The following is a 17,253-nucleotide window of genomic DNA, read 5'->3' on the forward strand; positions in this document are numbered from 1 at the left end:
AAAATCTGCCTGTTATACCAATTAGATCTATAAAACAGTCCGATAAAAAAATGTTTTTAAGTCATAACTGCTTTAAAAAAATCTTCCGTAGCGCTGCTATGCAACATTTTTTTGCATTGTTCTGCCTCAAAAACAACCTTTTTTCTCTAGCCTATTTTATAAATCCAATTGGTATTAATCAACCATTTATCTGTTTTCTGACCGCAATTTTTAAATGAACTCAGGTTATAACGATTTAATTTTACAAACATTTTTGCCTGTTTTTGTGTAAACGAAACTACTTTGTCACCCGAGATATAAAAGTTTTAGCGGTCTTCCAATCGTTTTACCGCATATTGATTGCGCCAAGTTAAGTCGATCATTTTGAGCTTTTGCAGATTTGACTTGATGACAAGTTCATCATCGTAGATTTGATTTTGTGTGTATTTTCGAACTAACGTTTTTGTGTACTTTTTTCGCGCGAACGGGTGCAGCGGCATCCTTTTTGGCGCATTGTATTTCCACTATCGTTTTGCCAAAAAGATATAGCGGAACACGTGACGGCTAGCACTTTCTTGGCGCAGCGACGTTTGTTTTGCCGGCGCGCCCAAAAGGAGGACAATTCTATCAGCAAGTTTACTGAAAAATAAAAATTTTCATAAAATCTGGAATAATTGCAACTGAAGTTCCTTGTAGTTCGAGTTATTTTTTGAAATAGTTATAGCAACGACGTCGATTTTAAGATTAGACAGCATTTTCATTTCATACAACTTTTTAAAAAAGCCTCCAATTCGTTTGGCGACAAATCTTTTGCAATGAGTTTCCCGTTGGCATCGTACAGTACGTTGTGTGGTATAAATCGTACACGGTAATCAATAGCCACTTTCGATTTAAAACCTTCGGTTGCTAAAACGTTTTTCCACCGAACTTTTTCTTTTGCCAATGTTTTTTTCCAAATAGCCGCGGTTTTATCAAATGAAACGGCTAGTATTTCAAAGCCCGACGCCTCTTTAAAAGGCGCTTTTCTGTAGTTTTCGTAAATTTTTTTCAACGCAGGGAATTGCGCTCGGCAAGGAGCACAAGCAGTATCCCAAAAATCAATTAGTAAATATTTTCCAGCGAATTGTGTTGGCGAAAGCACATTATTATCCAAACTAGGCAAGGAAAAATCAATGATACGTTGCTCGATTTCCGGATTTTTTTGATGCTCAATTTCTTGCAACAGTAACGGAACCACATTTGAATTTTGATAGTCTAAATCTAAAGCACCTACAATCGATTGTAATTGTACCGCTGTGAAAATTACGCCTTCATCGATAAGTCCTAGTAGCGTATTGCCTACAAAACTGTTACGCGGATGCTTTTTCGCTAAATCAACGAGCTTGTCGTAAATTTTAATCTGGTAATTTTCATCATTAGCAAGTCTCGATTTTAGTACGGTAAAATCCGATTGTAATTTTTCGGTTTCGGTTCCTTCTAACGACAGTACAATAGGATACAACTTTGGAACAATCGCTGCTGAATCTTCATTTTTGAGCATAACGTTTAAAGTAATTGCAGTGTTTTCAAGATAAATATCCCGATCTGCCGGCGAATAATCTGTGCCAATCAATGCGCCACTTGCGTACTTAACGCTTCCTTGAAATTCAAATTTATTATTGATTACCAAACAACTGTCTTTTTTACCATCATACATGAGATACATATATCCTTTGTAATTTTCTCCCTGGATATTTCCCTTAAGTTTGAATCCGTTCTGTTGATTTTGAGCAAAGTACGTTTGGAAAACTCCAAAAAGTAAAAGGGCGATTAAACGGTTTTTCATAAGCGGTATTTTAGTTTGACAACGACTGTTTAAAAATAACTTCGATTTGTTTATCGTCGGGATGAGGTGCGTCATTGTTTATTAAATTTCCTTTTTTGTCGAATAGCATGTATCTCGGAATGCTGTTTAAATCCTGTTTTTTGAAAAACGATCCAAACGGATATTCAGTAGCTAAAAAAGAATTTTGAGGGTTTAAATTTTCTTGTTTTGCACCGGCAAGCCATTTAGCTGCAAATTCATCTAGCGAAATATACAGAAAGACAACTTCGGGATGCTTTTTTTGCAATTTTTTTGAGGCAGGCATTGCGGCACGACACGGTGCGCACCAACTCGCCCAAAAATCAACGTAAATAAGCTTGCCACGATGCGTTTTTAAAATTTCATCTAAATTGGTTTTTTGCTTATCGGTAGTTAGTAAAGCTACATTTGATGCTTGTAAGCTAGATTTAGCGAAGCGTTTTGGATAGTTTCGTTTGAAGTACGAGGCAGTTTCTTTATCGGTTACATGTTTGCAAAATTCCTCATAGTGTTTATTGAATGTTTCACTGGAACTGAAAGTTGCTAATCGTTCCAAATAGTAAAACAACAAGTAATTTTTTGTTTTTTCATGCATTCCATTTTCTTGTAATACCAGCTTAAATAAGCTTTCATAATCAACCAAACTTTGATTCGCCAAATGAATTATTACCGGTTTATGTATTTTTTCAAAAGCAGAAACCACTAAACCTCGGTTTGCGGCCAAGGCGAAATTGTATGATTGACTTAAAATAGAAGTTGGTTTTTCATTTTGCAGTTTGCGAACATTTACCAGCGAAATAATTCCAAGCTGATATTCAGTGGAATCAATTTGTTTTTGGTGGTAAAGTGCTTTTAAATACGTTTCTAGTTTATTGTTGCGCTTTTCGGTTCGCTGCGAATCGCTCGTATTTTCAGTTGCATTTTTAAAGCGGCCTGTTCGGGTGTAAAAGCTTAAATCATCTTCAATTTGCGGTTCTTTTGTATTAAAATTACTGAGCGCGTTTTGCCCTGTTCCAGTTCGTCTGTGGGTTGCGTAGGGAAAATAATTTTTGAATGTAATCACAACCGTGTCGCCAACGGCAATTTTATAGACATTTTCAAATTGTAAACCATATCGCAGCGAAAGGTAAATTGCTGTTGGAGTTTTAAACGTTAGCGTGTCTGTTTTTCCTTGTTTGTATGTAATTTTTTCTTCGAGAAAACTACCTTCTTTGCAATAGCTAATCGGATTAGGTATGATAGTAAAACTTGATTTCGAGTGTTTTATCGTATCTAAGATTTTTGGAGTAACAAGTATTACCGTACACGTATTGTTGGCAATCGATTTGCTATTTTTAGCATTCTCTTTCGTGTTTGTACAGCTGAATAGCACGATAAAAAGCAGTAAAGTTGTAAGTTTTTGTGCTTTATATCGCATTTTTAAGTTGTTTTTTGGTACATGAGTATAACGAATTTAATCCCTTTTAGTATAGAATAAAGTTAGATTTTTAAAAATTTTGATGATGTATAACTATAATTAAGGATCATTAAATCTACCTGTCATTCAACCACTTTCAACACCTTGTTAACGAGTTGTTAAGCGGCTAAAATCCGAAGCAAAAACAGTATAATTGCGCTATGAAATTTCAGTTCTCTAAACTCAATATCATCATTGTTGCCGGCTTTTGTGCCATCATAGGTATTTTGATTGCCCAAATTTTATGGACGCGTGAAGCCTTCGATCTCGAAGAAAAAAAGTTCAGCGGAAACGTGCGTTTGGCTTTGCTCGAAGTGGTTAAGAGTTTGTATGAAGGCACTAACCACGAGCTTCCGCCCGTAAATCCGGTGCGTAAAATGGCAAACGATTATTTCGTGGTTAATGTTGAAAACGATTTTGAACCACAAGTTTTGGAGTTTTATCTCAAAAAAGAACTTCAAAAATTTGGCATTCAAACCAATTTCGAATACGCTCTGTACAACTGCGAAAGCGATAAGATGGTGTACGGCGATTTCGTTCAATTGAGCGATCACGCGCCCGAAACGGCTCACCAAATCGAATTTCCAAAACACAAATCGTTCGTTTACTATTTCGCAATTAGGTTCCCAGAACAAACCAGTTACTTACTCGGCAATTTTAAGGTGTGGATTTTCGCAACTGCCGCTTTAGTGCTCATACTGCTCATTTATTTGTATTCGGTAATTATGTTGTTGCAGCAGAAACGGTACGGCGAATTACAGCGCGATTTTATCAATAACATGACGCACGAGTTTAAGACGCCGCTTTCATCTATTTTGCTTGCTTCCAATTACTTGGAAAAGAAAACGCAAAATCTGGAACACCAAAAGTTAAACGCTTACAGTAAGATTATTGTCGACCAAAGTTTACAACTCAACAAGCACATCGAAAATTTGCTTACCATGGCTAAATCGGAGCACGGCGGCATGCAAATTTGTGTCGAGCGAATTCGATTTACCGATTTACTCAATGAAGTGGAGGGCAATTTGCGCTTGAAAGTTCCCGATTTGGTAATCAAACGTTTATTTGACGCCGATTTCGAGCTTGTAGCCGATCCGTTTCACTTTAAAAATGTTGTTTTTAACATTATCGATAATTCGATTAAATACTGCAATCAAAGTCCGGAAATTTCGATTGCTGTTGAAGAAAGCGCTTCGGCCATTTTACTGCGTTTTGGCGATAACGGCATTGGGGTACAAACAAAAGCCCTACCACATGTTTTCGATAAGTTTTTCCGTGAAAATACGGGCAAACGCAACGAAGTTCGCGGTTTTGGCTTAGGTTTGCATTATGTGAAGCGCGTGGCAAATTTGCACAAATGGAAGATTACAGCTTTACACAACAAGCCATCCGGTTTAATTATTCAGTTTGAAATGAAGAAGCATGAAAGCTAGAATTTTATACGCAGAAGACGACGCAACTTTGGCATTTCTAACCCAGGAAAATCTCGAGGAAAACGGTTTTGAAGTGCGTCATTGTACCGATGGCGAACAAGCTATCGCGGCATTTAAAAGCGAAAACTTCGATTTGTGTGTGCTCGATATTATGATGCCAAAATTTGATGGCTTTGAAGTTGCAACGGAAATTCGCAAACAAAATACCGAAGTTCCAATCATTTTTCTTTCGGCGAAAACCTTGAAGGAAGATCGGATTCGCGGTTTGAAACTCGGCGCCGACGATTATTTGGTAAAACCTTTTTCGATTGAAGAACTCTTGTTGAAATTAGAAGTTTTTTTGAAACGCTCTGGAAAAACAACTGCGCAAGAAAGTTTTGAGATTTTTGGCGATTTTCGTTTCAATAAAGAAAACTATGAAGTTGTCGGACCAAACGGCAACACGCTACTTACCGAGCGCGAAGCGGCCTTGCTAACCTTGTTTTTAAAGAATAAAAATGCCGTTTTGAAAAGAGAAACGATTTTGGTTGAAATTTGGGGTACAAACGATTACTTTTTGGGAAGAAGTTTGGATGTTTTCGTTTCGCGTTTACGCAAAATTTTTCAAAGTGATGAAAAAGTTAAAATTGAAAACCTACACGGAATTGGATTTAAATTTGTCGTTAAATAATTAATTATGAAACAATTAATTTTAGTGTTTTTTGTGTTGTTTAGTGTTGCGGCAATGAGTCAAATGCGTCCGGGTATGGGACGAAATAATCAGATTGGCGCTCCAGTTGTACCACCAAATAAAGTGAAGAAAGTCGACTGGCTGGAGGAATCGATGAAGGATTTCACTTCAGAAGTTAAGCTGGATGATTTTCAAGCAGCAATTATTAAAGGATATTTGGGTGATTTAAAAGCCAAAGTTGATGCCATAATGTTACTCGATGTGCCAAACGACGGAAAAGCGGAGTCGATTGCCGTGGAGCGAAAAAAGTTTGAGGAACAAGTACGCTCTGTTTTAAATCCAGATCAACAAGAACTCTTCACTAAATACATCAAGAAACGAGAACGACGTTAGCAATAATTCGGATTTCCTTTTCAATACAGATTTGTTTTTTAAACAAGAAGTAATCCAGCTTTTTTAGTTAAAACATATGGTTTCGTTTTTGCTAATTCCGTAAAGTTTAAGTCTGATTTTTCTGCAAGTAACGCTGCATCAGACAACATATATTTTTTGCCAGACACAAAGAAATCAGCAGCAAAAGAACAAATCTCAGCTAATAACTGTAAGATTTCGAAATCAGCTCGTATCCGAATTTCGGCGTTTTTAGTTAAAAACACGAGTTCGCTCACTTCGAATTCTCTACCCTTTTTTTGCACCAGTTTGGTTTCAAACTTAGGCGCGTTTCCAATAAAAATCAGTTGTTTTTGCGAACTAAGTTTTAATTCTTCTGGCGCATTGAGCAAATTCGCAATATAATCTCTTCGGATTGTTGTTTTTGGAGTTTTAAAATCAAACCAATCTTGTAGCGGAATTTCAAACCCAACTCCATGCATGTAATTGTACAATGAATGCTTTAATCCGGCTGAAAAAATACTGTGATCAATGCCCGTTTTATCGGTAAATTCAAGATCATTTAAAGCAAATTGGTGTTTGGTTTCTTTAATTTTCACACCGTATTCTTCGGGCTTTTTAGCGATCGGAGCATGAGCAGTTAACGCAAACTGATGCCAAAACCCCGATTGTATCACTCCCGATTCAAACAGCTGACGTGTCATTTCTAAACTATCAACGGTTTCTTGAACGGTTTGTGTCGGATACCCGTACATCAAATACGCATGAACTAAAATACCAGCTTCTGTAAACGAACGTGTAACTTGAGCTACCTGAGCTACTGTAACTCCTTTATCTATGAGTTTTAACAATCGGTCGGAAGCCACTTCTAAACCACCTGAAACCGCAATACATCCAGAAGCAGCGAGTAGCTGACAAAGATCGTCGGTAAAATTTCTTTCAAAACGGATATTCGCCCACCAGGTAATTACGAGCTTTCGCCGAAGAACTTCCAAAGCAAACGCTTTCATTAGCGAAGGTGGAGCGGCTTCGTCAACAAAATGAAAACCAGTTTCGCCGGTTGCTGCAATCAATGTTTCTACGCGGTCGCACAAAAGCTTCGCTGTTGCGGGTTCGTAAATGCCAATATAATCCAACGAGATGTCGCAAAACGTACATTTTCCCCAATAGCAGCCGTGCGCCATCGTGAGTTTATTCCACCGACCGTCGCTCCATAATTTGTGCATCGGATTGGCCAAAGTAATAAGCGACATGTAATCGTCTAATTTTAAGTCGCTGTAATCGGGCGTTCCGAGTTGGTTTTGTTTAAAATCGGGAATCAGACTGTTGTTTACGTAACGTACTTCGTTGCTTTCGCAGAAAAAACTGCGTTTGAAAGTATCGAATTTGTTGTCTCGAATGTTGTGAATGAGTTGTAAAATCGGTGCTTCGCCGTCGTCGAGTGTGATAAAATCGATGAATTCGAACACACGTGGATCGGAAACCGACCGCAATTCGGTGTTTGCAAATCCGCCGCCCAGTGCAATTTTAGCGTTCGGAACTCGTTTTTTCGCATGCTGTGCAATTCGAAAAGCGCTGTACAAATTTCCGGGAAACGGCACCGTGAGTAATATCAATTCGGTATTTGGGGGCAGTTCGAGTTTGTCGATTTCAGAAAAAAGCAGCGCATCAGTAAATGTCGGTTCCTGTTGCAAAGCTGCGTATAGGTTGTCGAACGAATTTGCGCTTCGTCCCAAACGTTCGGCGTATCGTGTAAATCCGAAATGTTCATCAACATGCAGACCAATGAAGTATTCTAAATCTTCTAGAAATCGCGTTGCTAGATATTTCGCTTTATCGGTAATTCCCAAACTGCCAAAACTAAACTCTAAATCGGTATCATCTTGCGTTCGCTGGGCATCCGGCAAAATTCCGTTAACAATTTGGTTGGCAAAAGTTTGATTCTTTCCCTGTAAAAAGCGCACAACCGGATCCACGTACTGGATGTACTGTTCTTTAAGTTGCGAAATTCGCTCGGAAACGACATCTGGGGCAACTGCTTTTCCATTCACGTAAGTGGAAGAAAAAACAGCTTCTAAACCCGCTTTCGACAAAATACGAGCGGCAACTTGTAATCCTAAATCGGCTTGAAACGACTCAATACCCTGCGTATTTAAAAAGCCCTTAATGTAGGCCGTGGCCGGATATGGCGTATTGAGTTGGGTAAACGGCGGTATAAAAAGTACGACTGACAAGCGTTGCGGATTTGCGTGCAAAGTTATGTAATTACCATGCTACAACCAGCCACTCAATTTGCGTAACTTTGCCTGATATGCCAACATTCGAAAAGCGCGTTATTCCGTATACAGAGACTGGTTTGTTCAACAAACTGATAGTCGATTATTTGCAGCAGGCTACAGCGGTTCGGGATTTTTATCATCGTCCGGATCGCCTCGAATCATACGCAGATCAAATTCAAGAAAAGTCGGAGAATTACTCAGATTTTCACAGACAAACTTTGGTTAGGGCGTTAGAAACGCAATACCAAGGCTTTGAGCTCACAGAAGCGGTTCGAACAAATTTAACAGCGCTGCGAGAATCGCACACATTTACGGTTACAACGGGACATCAATTAAGTTTGTTCACCGGACCGTTGTACTTTATTTACAAAATTGTATCTGCAATTAATTCTGCGAAAGCTTTACGGGCACAATATCCAGAATATCAATTTGTTCCGCTGTATTGGATGGCGACTGAAGATCACGATTTTGAAGAAATTTCCAGTTTAGTTACTACAAAAGGCAAGCTCAAATGGCAAAAGCAAGCGCAAGGAGCCGTTGGCCGATTAGATACTGCTGGTCTTGAACAAATAGCTAAACTTTTAGAATCGGAGTTCAATACCGGAAAGAATGCGCAAGAAATTGCAGCCTTGTTCAAAAAAGTGTATTTGCAAGCCACCAATCTAGCAGCTGCAACACGCTTACTAGTAAATACGCTTTTTGGTGATACCGGGCTGATCATTGTCGATGGCGACGATCGGGCGCTAAAACAACTTTTTGTTCCGTTTGTTAAACGCGAGTTATTCGAACAATTTTCTTTCAAAGCTGTAAGCCTTACCAACGAAAAGCTGAAATCGTATGCTGTTCAAGTAAATCCGCGAGAAATCAATTTGTTTTATCTTACGTCTGGTCTGCGAAACCGAATCGTTAAAGAAGACCAGCACTTTCGCGTAGTAGACACTGATATTGTTTTTAGTGAAAGCGAATTGCAAATTGAATTGCAAGAATTTCCGGAGCGTTTTAGTCCGAATGTTATTTTACGTCCGCTTTACGAAGAAGTGATTCTTCCCAATTTGGTTTATATTGGTGGAGCAGGGGAGTTGGCGTATTGGTTGCAGTTGAAATCCATGTTCGAAGATGCGGGCGTTACTTTTCCCATCCTAAAACTTAGAAACGCCGCTGTTATATTACAGCGAAAACAGTTTCAAAAAATCGAACGTTTGCAGCTAGAAATAAACGATTTACTTCGGTCGGTTACTGATTTAAGTAATCGAGTTGCGGTGCAGTCGGCAGATTTTCCATTGAGTTTAGATCGCGAACGAGCTGTCGTTGAAAACACCTTTGCACATTTAGAAGGCTTGATTGCGCGTACCGATAGGTCGTTTGCTAGTGCTGTTGCGGCGCAAAAGAAAAAGCAGCTTAACGGTTTAGATAAATTAGAGAAGCGTTTATTGCTTGCGCAGAAGCGAAAAAGTGCCGATGAAATTGCGCGGGCTTTAGCATTGCGGCAGTTTGTTTTTCCATTTAATCAGTTTCAGGAACGCATCTTGAATTTTTCGGTTTTTTATGCCGAATTCGGCGCCTCATTTATCGACACCTTACTTCAAGAATTTGAACCTTTTAAGGCCGAATTGGCGGTCTTCATTGCCGACTCGTAAAACTATTTCAAAAAGTTATCAGCACGAAAACGTTTTCGCTTCTACAATAGCGATTTCTGCGCAATTTCTTAATGTTAAATATTTGTACTTTTAGCGTCAAAATCACTTTAAAAGTACAGATATGAAAAAAATCTACGTTTTTATTGCAATGTTGTTTGCTGCACTAACTTTTGGGCAGGTTACATCGGTTGCAATTGTGGGAGAAGCAGCCGGAGGTTGGCCAAGCGAACCAGGTAATCCAGGTCCGATCGACGTGCACCAGATGGCTTCTACGGATGGTGTGAATTGGACGTACGAGAATTTAGTTCTTACCACAGCTAATTCGCCTACGGGAGTTGAAGGTGGTATTAAGTTCCGAGCTAATAATGCTTGGACAATTAACTGGGGTGCCCTTGAATTTCCGGCGGGCACAGGCGTAAACAACGGGCAGAATATCCAAACTGTTGGCGGTGTTTACAACGTAACGTTTAATTCGGATACAGGTGCTTACACCTTTGTACCGACAGCGAATTTTCCTTCTGTAGGAATCTTGGGAACTGCTTTGGGAGGATTTGATGTAGCTGATACCGATCTTGCCACTACAGACGGAATCAATTATTACCTTACGTATACGCAATTCTCCGCAGGTCAAGTTAAATTTAGACTAGACAATGCTTGGGATACCAACTACGGCGGAACTACTTTCCCGAACGGTACTGCAACTATTAACGGTGCAAACATCAACGTACCAGCAGGTCTTTACAAAGTGTATTTCAACCTACAAACCGGCGAATACTCCTTTACTTTACCAAGTATTGGTATGATTGGTACTGCTACAGGCGCTACGAACGGATTTGATGGACCGGACATTAACTTAACTACCACAGATGGTATTAATTACACGCTCTACAATTATCCATTTGTAGATGGTTTATTGAAATTCCGTCAAGACGATTCTTGGTCTTTAAATTGGGGTGCAGACACATTCCCTACGGGAGTTGGAACACAAAATGGTCCAAATATCCCTGTTTCAGAAAGCAATTACACTGTCAACTTCAATAGAATCACCGGTGCATATAGTTTCGAAACACCGATTCCTGCTCTAAATGTAGGTATCATCGGAACTGCAGTTTCAGCTTCTGGTTTTGATGGAGATGACGTGAATATGACTACTACAGATGGTATCACTTACGTGCTAGAAAACTACACTTTTACCAACGGTGAAGCGAAGTTTCGTTTAGACGATGCTTGGGTAACTTCTTATGGAGGACCAAACTTCCCCAATGGTTTTGCGCAAAATCCGGGAGTAAATATTCCTGTAACCGCAGGTGTTTATACCGTTAAATTCTACTCGACTAATTTACAATACGAGTTTATCGGAACACCAACTCATCCAACAGTGGGTATTCTTGGAACAGCAGTAAACGCAAACGGATTTGCAGGTCCAGACGTTAATTTAGTTACAACCGATGGTGAAACATACACACTTTCTAATTATACATTCACAAACGGATTAGCTAAGTTCAGATTAAACGATTCTTGGGCTGTAAACTGGGGTAGCACGCTCTTCCCGGAAGGTATCGGTAACCAAGGTGGCGATGATATTCCTGTGATTGCCGGAACGTATAATGTTACGTTTACACGTTCAACAGGAGCATATCAATTTGCTGCAGTGGGCGAGTTCCCATCAATCGGACTAATCGGATCAGCGTTAGACGGAACACTAACTTCCGACACTGATTTAAATTTAACCACTACAAACGGAATCATATACACACTTCCAGAAACTACTTTCCTTGAAGGAACAGTTAAGTTTAGACAAAACGATGTATGGACAGTAAACTGGGGTGCTGCAGGTTTTCCAAACGGAGTTGGTGTTCAAGACGGTGCCGATATTCCAGTACCAGCAGGAACATACTCAGTAACATTTAATCGCCTTACAGGTGCTTACGACTTTGCCGGCGCCGGTTTTCCACTAATCGAATTATTGGGCGATGGTTTCATCAACTGGACTACACCAGTAGAAATGACAACTTCAAACGGTGTTGATTACTCATTGAAAGCACGTAACTTCGTTGGTGGTCCAGTGAAATTCCGCGAAGGTGGAAACTGGAATGGCAACAACTGGGGAAGCGCTGATTTCCCAACAGGAACTGGCGTACAAGATGGACCAGATATTCCTGTTGTAGCGAATCGTTATAACGTAGATTTCAACAGATCAACCGGCGCGTACGATTTCAAATTTGTGGAAATCGGTATCATCGGACCAGCAGTTGCTGGTTGGGACGGGCCTGATGGATTTTTAGCAACAACCGACGGTATCAATTACCAAGCTTCTGGTGCAGACCTTACTGCAGGTCAGCTTAAATTCAGAGAAAATGCTAACTGGGCTGTAAACTGGGGAAGCGCCGATTTCCCAAGTGGTATCGGAACACAAGATGGTCCTGAAATCAATATTCCTGAAACGGGTTCTTATACCATTACTTTTAACCGAATTACAGGCGCATACACTTTCGAACTTGAAAACGTTACTCCTCAAATAAGCGTTCAAATTGCGGGTGCAGGTTTACTTGAACAAGAAAGTTCAATAATGATGACTACAACAGACAATGTTAGCTTCTCTTCTAAAGCGATTGCGTTTGTTGGTGGTCCGGTTCGTTTTGTGGTAAACAATGGTCCTGGTTCTGGAGATTTCAGTTCTGATACGTTCCCTTCAGGTATCGCCGTATTAAACGGTCCAAATATTCCTACTACAGAAAACGTGTTCAACGTTAACTACAACTTAAGTACGAAGGCATACAGCTTTGATTTTGTTGAAATTAGTTTAGTTGGAAGTGCGGTTTCTGAAACGTCTGGAGATGATCTTTTATTCACATCGACCGATGGTATCAACTACACGCGAGAAGCAGTAGTACTTGTTAACGGTTCGCTTTATTTCCGCCAAAACCAAACAGATTCAACTAAATGGGGTAGCGGTACTTTCCCACAAGGAACTGCGAATCTCGCGGGAAGCGAATTTGCAGTTGAAGAAGGAACTTATAACGTAAGCTTTAACAGAATAACAGGTGCATTCAACTTCGAAATTCCAGCATCTGTCGGTGAATTCAATAAAGCAAACATCAAAACGTATCCAAATCCATCAAATAATAGCTGGACAATCGATGCAGCTTCTACACAAATTAAATCAGTAAGCGTTTTCGATATTACTGGAAAATTAGTTTACGAAGCTCAAGTAAACGATGTGCAAGCAAAAGTAAATGCCAATAACTTGCCGATTGGAATGTATTTTGCCAAGATTTCAACCGAAATCGGAAGCTATACAGCCAAATTGGTTCGTAACTAGTAATTTGAATTAGATACGAAAAGAGCCTCGTTGATTTAGTTTCAACGGGGCTTTTTTTATTGCCGAAAAGTAAAATGTATGTTGTACTTTTGCCGAAAATTTAAAAACATGGCAACGAATCGTACTTTTACGATGATTAAACCTGACGCAGTTGAAGCAGGTAATATCGGAAACATCTTGAAAATGATCACCGACGGCGGTTTTAAAATCGTCGCAATGAAATTAACGCACTTGTCGGAAACCGATGCGAAAAAATTCTACGCTGTGCACGCTGCACGTCCGTTTTACGGAGAATTAGTAGAATTCATGTCACGCGGACCAATCGTAGCAGCAGTTCTTGAGAAAGAAAATGCCGTAGAAGATTTCCGTGCACTTATCGGCGCTACCAATCCAGCCGAAGCTGCAGAAGGTACCATCCGTAAAGCATACGCAAAATCAATCGGTGAGAATGCCGTTCACGGTTCAGATAGCGACGAAAATGCAGCCATCGAAGCAGCATTTCACTTCGCAGGTCGTGAAATATTCTAATTTATAGTACGTTTAGAAATAGGGAAGTCGGCTTTAGGGTCGACTTTTTTTATGTCAGCTGCCTCCCAAAATTGCTGCTTCATCGAAAATCGCCGTGGTCGGCACCGGGCTGTTCGCTCCAATCTGCCACTCGGCAACAGCCGCTCGTGGCAGGATTTTCACTGCCATCCCTGCTGCAAGAAAAACGTTACCTAACGAAGTACCACTTCTTTAACAACATCCCGACGTAAGTGCTCGTTAAGCATCTTTACAATTTTATCCTTTCCGAATTGCAACTCCTGACGTAAAACCGACGACGACAATTGCACATACAACGTACCTTCATTAAAATCGACCGCGAGTGTGTAGCTTTTTACGCCCGATCCCATCACGTCGAACCAAGCAGCCGGAACTTCGGTTTTGTCGAGCCCGCGTTGCCATTTATTTCGTGCAATGAGTTCTTGCAATACGGCTGCAATCGAATTTTCGTTGGATTTCATCTTACTTGATACTAAAAGGTTGCGGACGCTTGTAAAAATAGATCGCTCCTGCCGCTCCTGCGATTTCTAAGGAAGAGCTGTCGATAGCAATGATTTTTTCCGACCATTTTCCGTAACGGGTTTCGTAGCGCAATAACCAAGTTCCTGCACTGTCGGCAATCGTAAAACGTTCCTGAACTTCGTTAACTAAATAGCGCCCATCGATTTGTGGATACACTTTTTTTCGAATGCCGTTGCGCGATTTTACCTGTATGAAATCAATGGACTCGTTTACTTTATACTCTTTCTTATCGCCGTCGGGTAATTCTACTTTTTCGATTTCCCAATAGCCGTTTAAGTAAGCCAAATCCGATTCCGGAATGCTATCTTTACAACTCACTACCCCAAGGCAAACAAATAAAAATGCCGATTTAATTAAAAGCTTCATAGCTGTAAAATTATCTAATTATTGCCGTACTTTAAACCTTTGCTAAAGGAAATAGTCATACGATTATAAATGTTTTTCCTAATGAAACTTTCAATACTACCACTTGTCTTTGTTTTGGCATTATTTGCTTGCAGTTCCGATGGCGACAACGATTCGGATAATAATCCGCAGCCCGACACGCTGTATTATCCCACTACCGACGCTACGTGGGAGACAGTTACGGCCGAATCTTTGGGCTGGAATACAGCAGCATTTTCGGATTTGTACGACTTTTTGGAACTCAAAAACACCAAAAGTTTCATGATTTTGTACGACGGAAGAATTGTTAGTGAGCAGTATTTTAACGGACATTCGGCACAGTCGCTTTGGTATTGGGCCAGCGCAGGAAAAACACTTACAACGGCTTGTACCGGAATTGCCGCCGAGCAAGGATTACTCGATGTAAACGCAGCAGTTTCGACCTATTTAGGCGCAGGCTGGACGTCGTTACCCACAAACAAAGAGCAATTGATTAAAGTTTCGAATTTGCTAACCATGACCAGCGGTCTCGACGATTCGTTGGGAGATAGTGTAGCGCCAGAAAATTTACAGTACGTTGCCGATGCGGGCACACGTTGGGCGTATCACAATGTTTATGTGAAATTGCAAGACGTTGTTTCGGAGGTTGCAAACAAAACCTGGGCTACATATTTTAACGAGAACCTTCGCGATAAAATTGGTATGAACGGATTTTGGTTTAGTTCGGGTGAAGACTTGAGTGTGTACAGAAGCAATACAAAAAGTATGGCACGTTTTGGTTTGTTGATGAGTAGAAAAGGAAAGTGGTTTGATCAGCAAATAGTACCCGAAGCGTTTTGTGAAGCTGCTACTCAAACCTCGCAAAATTTGAATCGGGCGTACGGTTATATGTGGTGGATTAACGGAGAAAGCTCGTACCGCTTGCCACAAGTGCAGTTCCAATTCAATGGAAGTTTGATTCCGAGTGCTCCGGCAGATATGTATTGTGCCTTAGGTAAAAACGATCAAAAAATTTACATCGTTCCTTCTCGAAAGCTCGTGATTATACGCATGGGCGATTCGGCCGACGGAACCAACTTTGCCTTATCGGATTTTGACGATGCGCTGTGGCAAAAAATAAATGCGGTAATACAATAATTGATGGTAGCGATTTCCGGGTACGAATTTTCTAGCCCGGATGGCAGCGGCAGCCCGTAAAAAAAATACGGTATCGTGAAGGGGTAGGTACGGGCGACCAAAGAAGCCCGATACGTGCCCGCTGAACGAACCGTATTTTTTGCGGACTATAGCGAACAGCCGGATTAGCTTCTGAAAATAAATTACAGTTCTAAAGCAAGTAATTGCAATTTTATTAGGTGTGTTTTTCGAGGAAGTTGATTTATTTGCACGCAACAAAAATTTAGAAACTAGCTAATTGACAGTTAATTAGTTCGCATTTTCTCGTCGAATGATTTAGCTTTTTGAAGTTACACCTATCATTACTCCGAAGTTTCCGTCGGTTTGAACCCATTTTTTCTCAGGAAGGTAGGTACGGGAAACGAAACCATCTAAGTATAAAGCTTCTTTGCATCCCAAATCCAGAAAGTATTTTGCAAATTCATAAAAGTTTATCGGAGATTTCGACATCGCAAAAACTACATGACCGTTGGGTAAAACTCCAACGCCGTTTCTGACATTAAGGTTGGTAGAATTTTGATTAAATGCCGCGTGAATTTTGCCTTTGTGAACTAAAAGTGGACCCGATTGCGTTGCATATTTTACTGTGGTAGTAGTTTGAAAATCAGTGGTGTTGCATACAATAGCTTCGTTGGTATTTGTTATGTAAAACACACCGTTAGGTTTCAAATAAAAATTCTCATTTCCGTTGTTGGTATCGATTTCCTTAAGCACTTTATTTTTTTCAATGTAAAGTCCTTGCGGCGCAAAACTCTTGTTGAACATCCCTGCGTTTGTAGCAAAAAGTAGTTTGGTTTTATTGCGCGCTAAGTGATTTTTAAGATTGGTGAAATTGCCTAATCTAGTGCCTTTTTCGTCTTTCCAGAACAAATTAATATTCGAAATTTTGGGATTAACTGTATACTCGAGAATCTCGGGATTTGTTTTATACTGAAGCTGTTTAACTGCGTAACTTGTTGGTAGTATAATTAATAGATATAGAAAAGCAGGTAGTAGATTTTTGAATTTTGAATGCAATTTGAAGGATTTAGTTTGGAAATAGTACTGATTTTAAATTTGCTCCAGAAGAGTGATGAAGCTTTTGTGCAAGTTGCTCGAAATAAGCTACTTGTTGTTGATTTTTTCGATGAGTTCGGCGATAATTTTTTCGCCTTTTTTCTCAATTTTTGATACTTTGTAAGTACTATCTTTCGATTCTCCATCTGTGAAATGAATGACAAACGTATCGTTGTTAACCTCAATAAGCGCAATCTTATCCAGGGGAATTTTGAACTTCGATCCGATGTCACTTTTTAAGTAATTATAAATCGAATAGCTTCCGATAGTCACTAAAAGAATTAGTGTTATGCTCATTCGTCCAATTTCCAAGTTTCTAAATATTAAATAACAAAAAAGAGCCGAGACTGCGATAAAAAATATAAGTACGCTCGACTTTTTGGAATCGGCTTTTGCATCGGTTTTCTTTGATTTCTCACTCATATCGCGAGTTTCACTCCAATTTCCCGAATTAGTTAAGTAGATGCAGTGGTCATCAATATTTATGTAGCCAAATTCGTATTTAAACCATTCCTTCATAACTTTTCATTTATTATTTCCCGATTGTAAATTAACAATTT

At 39.8% G+C, this 17,253-nt stretch carries 15 protein-coding genes; 8 read left to right on the forward strand and 7 right to left on the reverse strand.

The window, feature by feature from the left end:
- Positions 1-218 (forward strand): hypothetical protein (locus tag Q0064_RS02490; RefSeq protein ID WP_298143816.1); only part of this gene is annotated, 218 nt, incomplete at its 5' end.
- A 518-nt stretch (positions 219-736) separates the two neighbouring features.
- Here the strand turns inward: Q0064_RS02490 and Q0064_RS02495 are convergent.
- Positions 737-1,804, reverse strand: coding sequence for a TlpA disulfide reductase family protein (locus tag Q0064_RS02495; protein ID WP_298143819.1), 1,068 nt, complete (start codon positions 1,802-1,804; stop codon positions 737-739).
- Positions 1,805-1,814: 10 nt separating this feature from the next.
- Entirely contained in the window at positions 1,815-3,239 is a 1,425-nt protein-coding gene (locus Q0064_RS02500; protein ID WP_298143822.1) for a TlpA disulfide reductase family protein, read from the reverse strand.
- 200 nt (positions 3,240-3,439) lie between these two features.
- Here Q0064_RS02500 and Q0064_RS02505 point away from each other — a divergent pair, with 200 nt between their 5' ends.
- Genes Q0064_RS02505 through Q0064_RS02515 form a run of 3 tightly spaced genes read left to right on the forward strand, consistent with a single transcriptional unit; the run spans position 3,440 to position 5,774 of the window.
- Entirely contained in the window at positions 3,440-4,711 is a 1,272-nt protein-coding gene (locus Q0064_RS02505) for a HAMP domain-containing sensor histidine kinase (RefSeq protein WP_298143825.1), read from the forward strand.
- Complete coding sequence (locus Q0064_RS02510; RefSeq protein ID WP_298143827.1) at positions 4,701-5,381, forward strand: response regulator transcription factor; 681 nt, start codon at positions 4,701-4,703, stop codon at positions 5,379-5,381. The genes Q0064_RS02505 and Q0064_RS02510 overlap by 11 nt, the downstream gene beginning before the upstream one ends.
- A gap of 6 nt (positions 5,382-5,387) precedes the next feature.
- Positions 5,388-5,774 carry a hypothetical protein gene (locus tag Q0064_RS02515; RefSeq protein WP_298143830.1) on the forward strand — a complete coding sequence of 129 codons (387 nt, stop codon included), beginning with the start codon at positions 5,388-5,390 and terminating at the stop codon, positions 5,772-5,774.
- A 38-nt stretch (positions 5,775-5,812) separates the two neighbouring features.
- Here Q0064_RS02515 and Q0064_RS02520 read toward each other — a convergent pair whose 3' ends face one another.
- Entirely contained in the window at positions 5,813-8,005 is a 2,193-nt protein-coding gene (locus Q0064_RS02520; RefSeq protein WP_298143832.1) for a B12-binding domain-containing radical SAM protein, read from the reverse strand.
- A gap of 77 nt (positions 8,006-8,082) precedes the next feature.
- Between Q0064_RS02520 and bshC the strand changes: the two genes are divergently transcribed.
- The 3 genes from bshC (at position 8,083) to Q0064_RS02535 (ending at position 13,537) form a co-directional block, all read left to right on the forward strand.
- Positions 8,083-9,687, forward strand: coding sequence for a bacillithiol biosynthesis cysteine-adding enzyme BshC (gene bshC / locus Q0064_RS02525; protein WP_298143835.1), 1,605 nt, complete (start codon positions 8,083-8,085; stop codon positions 9,685-9,687).
- A 121-nt stretch (positions 9,688-9,808) separates the two neighbouring features.
- Positions 9,809-13,009 carry a T9SS type A sorting domain-containing protein gene (locus tag Q0064_RS02530; protein WP_298143838.1) on the forward strand — a complete coding sequence of 1,067 codons (3,201 nt, stop codon included), beginning with the start codon at positions 9,809-9,811 and terminating at the stop codon, positions 13,007-13,009.
- A 108-nt stretch (positions 13,010-13,117) separates the two neighbouring features.
- Complete coding sequence (locus Q0064_RS02535; RefSeq protein WP_298143844.1) at positions 13,118-13,537, forward strand: nucleoside-diphosphate kinase; 420 nt, start codon at positions 13,118-13,120, stop codon at positions 13,535-13,537.
- A gap of 191 nt (positions 13,538-13,728) precedes the next feature.
- Here the strand turns inward: Q0064_RS02535 and Q0064_RS02540 are convergent, their stop codons facing one another.
- A complete protein-coding gene (locus tag Q0064_RS02540; protein ID WP_298143847.1) occupies positions 13,729-14,016 on the reverse strand; it encodes a DUF721 domain-containing protein in 288 nt (95 codons plus the stop codon).
- A gap of 1 nt (position 14,017) precedes the next feature.
- Positions 14,018-14,443, reverse strand: a complete 426-nt coding sequence (locus tag Q0064_RS02545; protein ID WP_298143850.1) for a hypothetical protein — start codon at positions 14,441-14,443, stop codon at positions 14,018-14,020.
- Positions 14,444-14,524: 81 nt separating this feature from the next.
- Here Q0064_RS02545 and Q0064_RS02550 point away from each other — a divergent pair, with 81 nt between their 5' ends.
- Positions 14,525-15,598: a serine hydrolase gene (locus tag Q0064_RS02550; protein ID WP_298143853.1), complete on the forward strand. Its 1,074-nt coding sequence runs from the start codon at positions 14,525-14,527 to the stop codon at positions 15,596-15,598.
- Between the two features lie 315 nt (positions 15,599-15,913).
- Here the strand turns inward: Q0064_RS02550 and Q0064_RS02555 are convergent, their stop codons facing one another.
- Positions 15,914-16,507: a phosphodiester glycosidase family protein gene (locus tag Q0064_RS02555; protein ID WP_298143856.1), complete on the reverse strand. Its 594-nt coding sequence runs from the start codon at positions 16,505-16,507 to the stop codon at positions 15,914-15,916.
- A gap of 234 nt (positions 16,508-16,741) precedes the next feature.
- Positions 16,742-17,212, reverse strand: a complete 471-nt coding sequence (locus tag Q0064_RS02560; protein WP_298143858.1) for a hypothetical protein — start codon at positions 17,210-17,212, stop codon at positions 16,742-16,744.
- Between the last annotated feature and the right edge of the window lie 41 nt (positions 17,213-17,253).

Source organism: Flavobacterium sp., assembly GCF_027490375.1.
Classification (GTDB): domain Bacteria; phylum Bacteroidota; class Bacteroidia; order Flavobacteriales; family Flavobacteriaceae; genus Flavobacterium.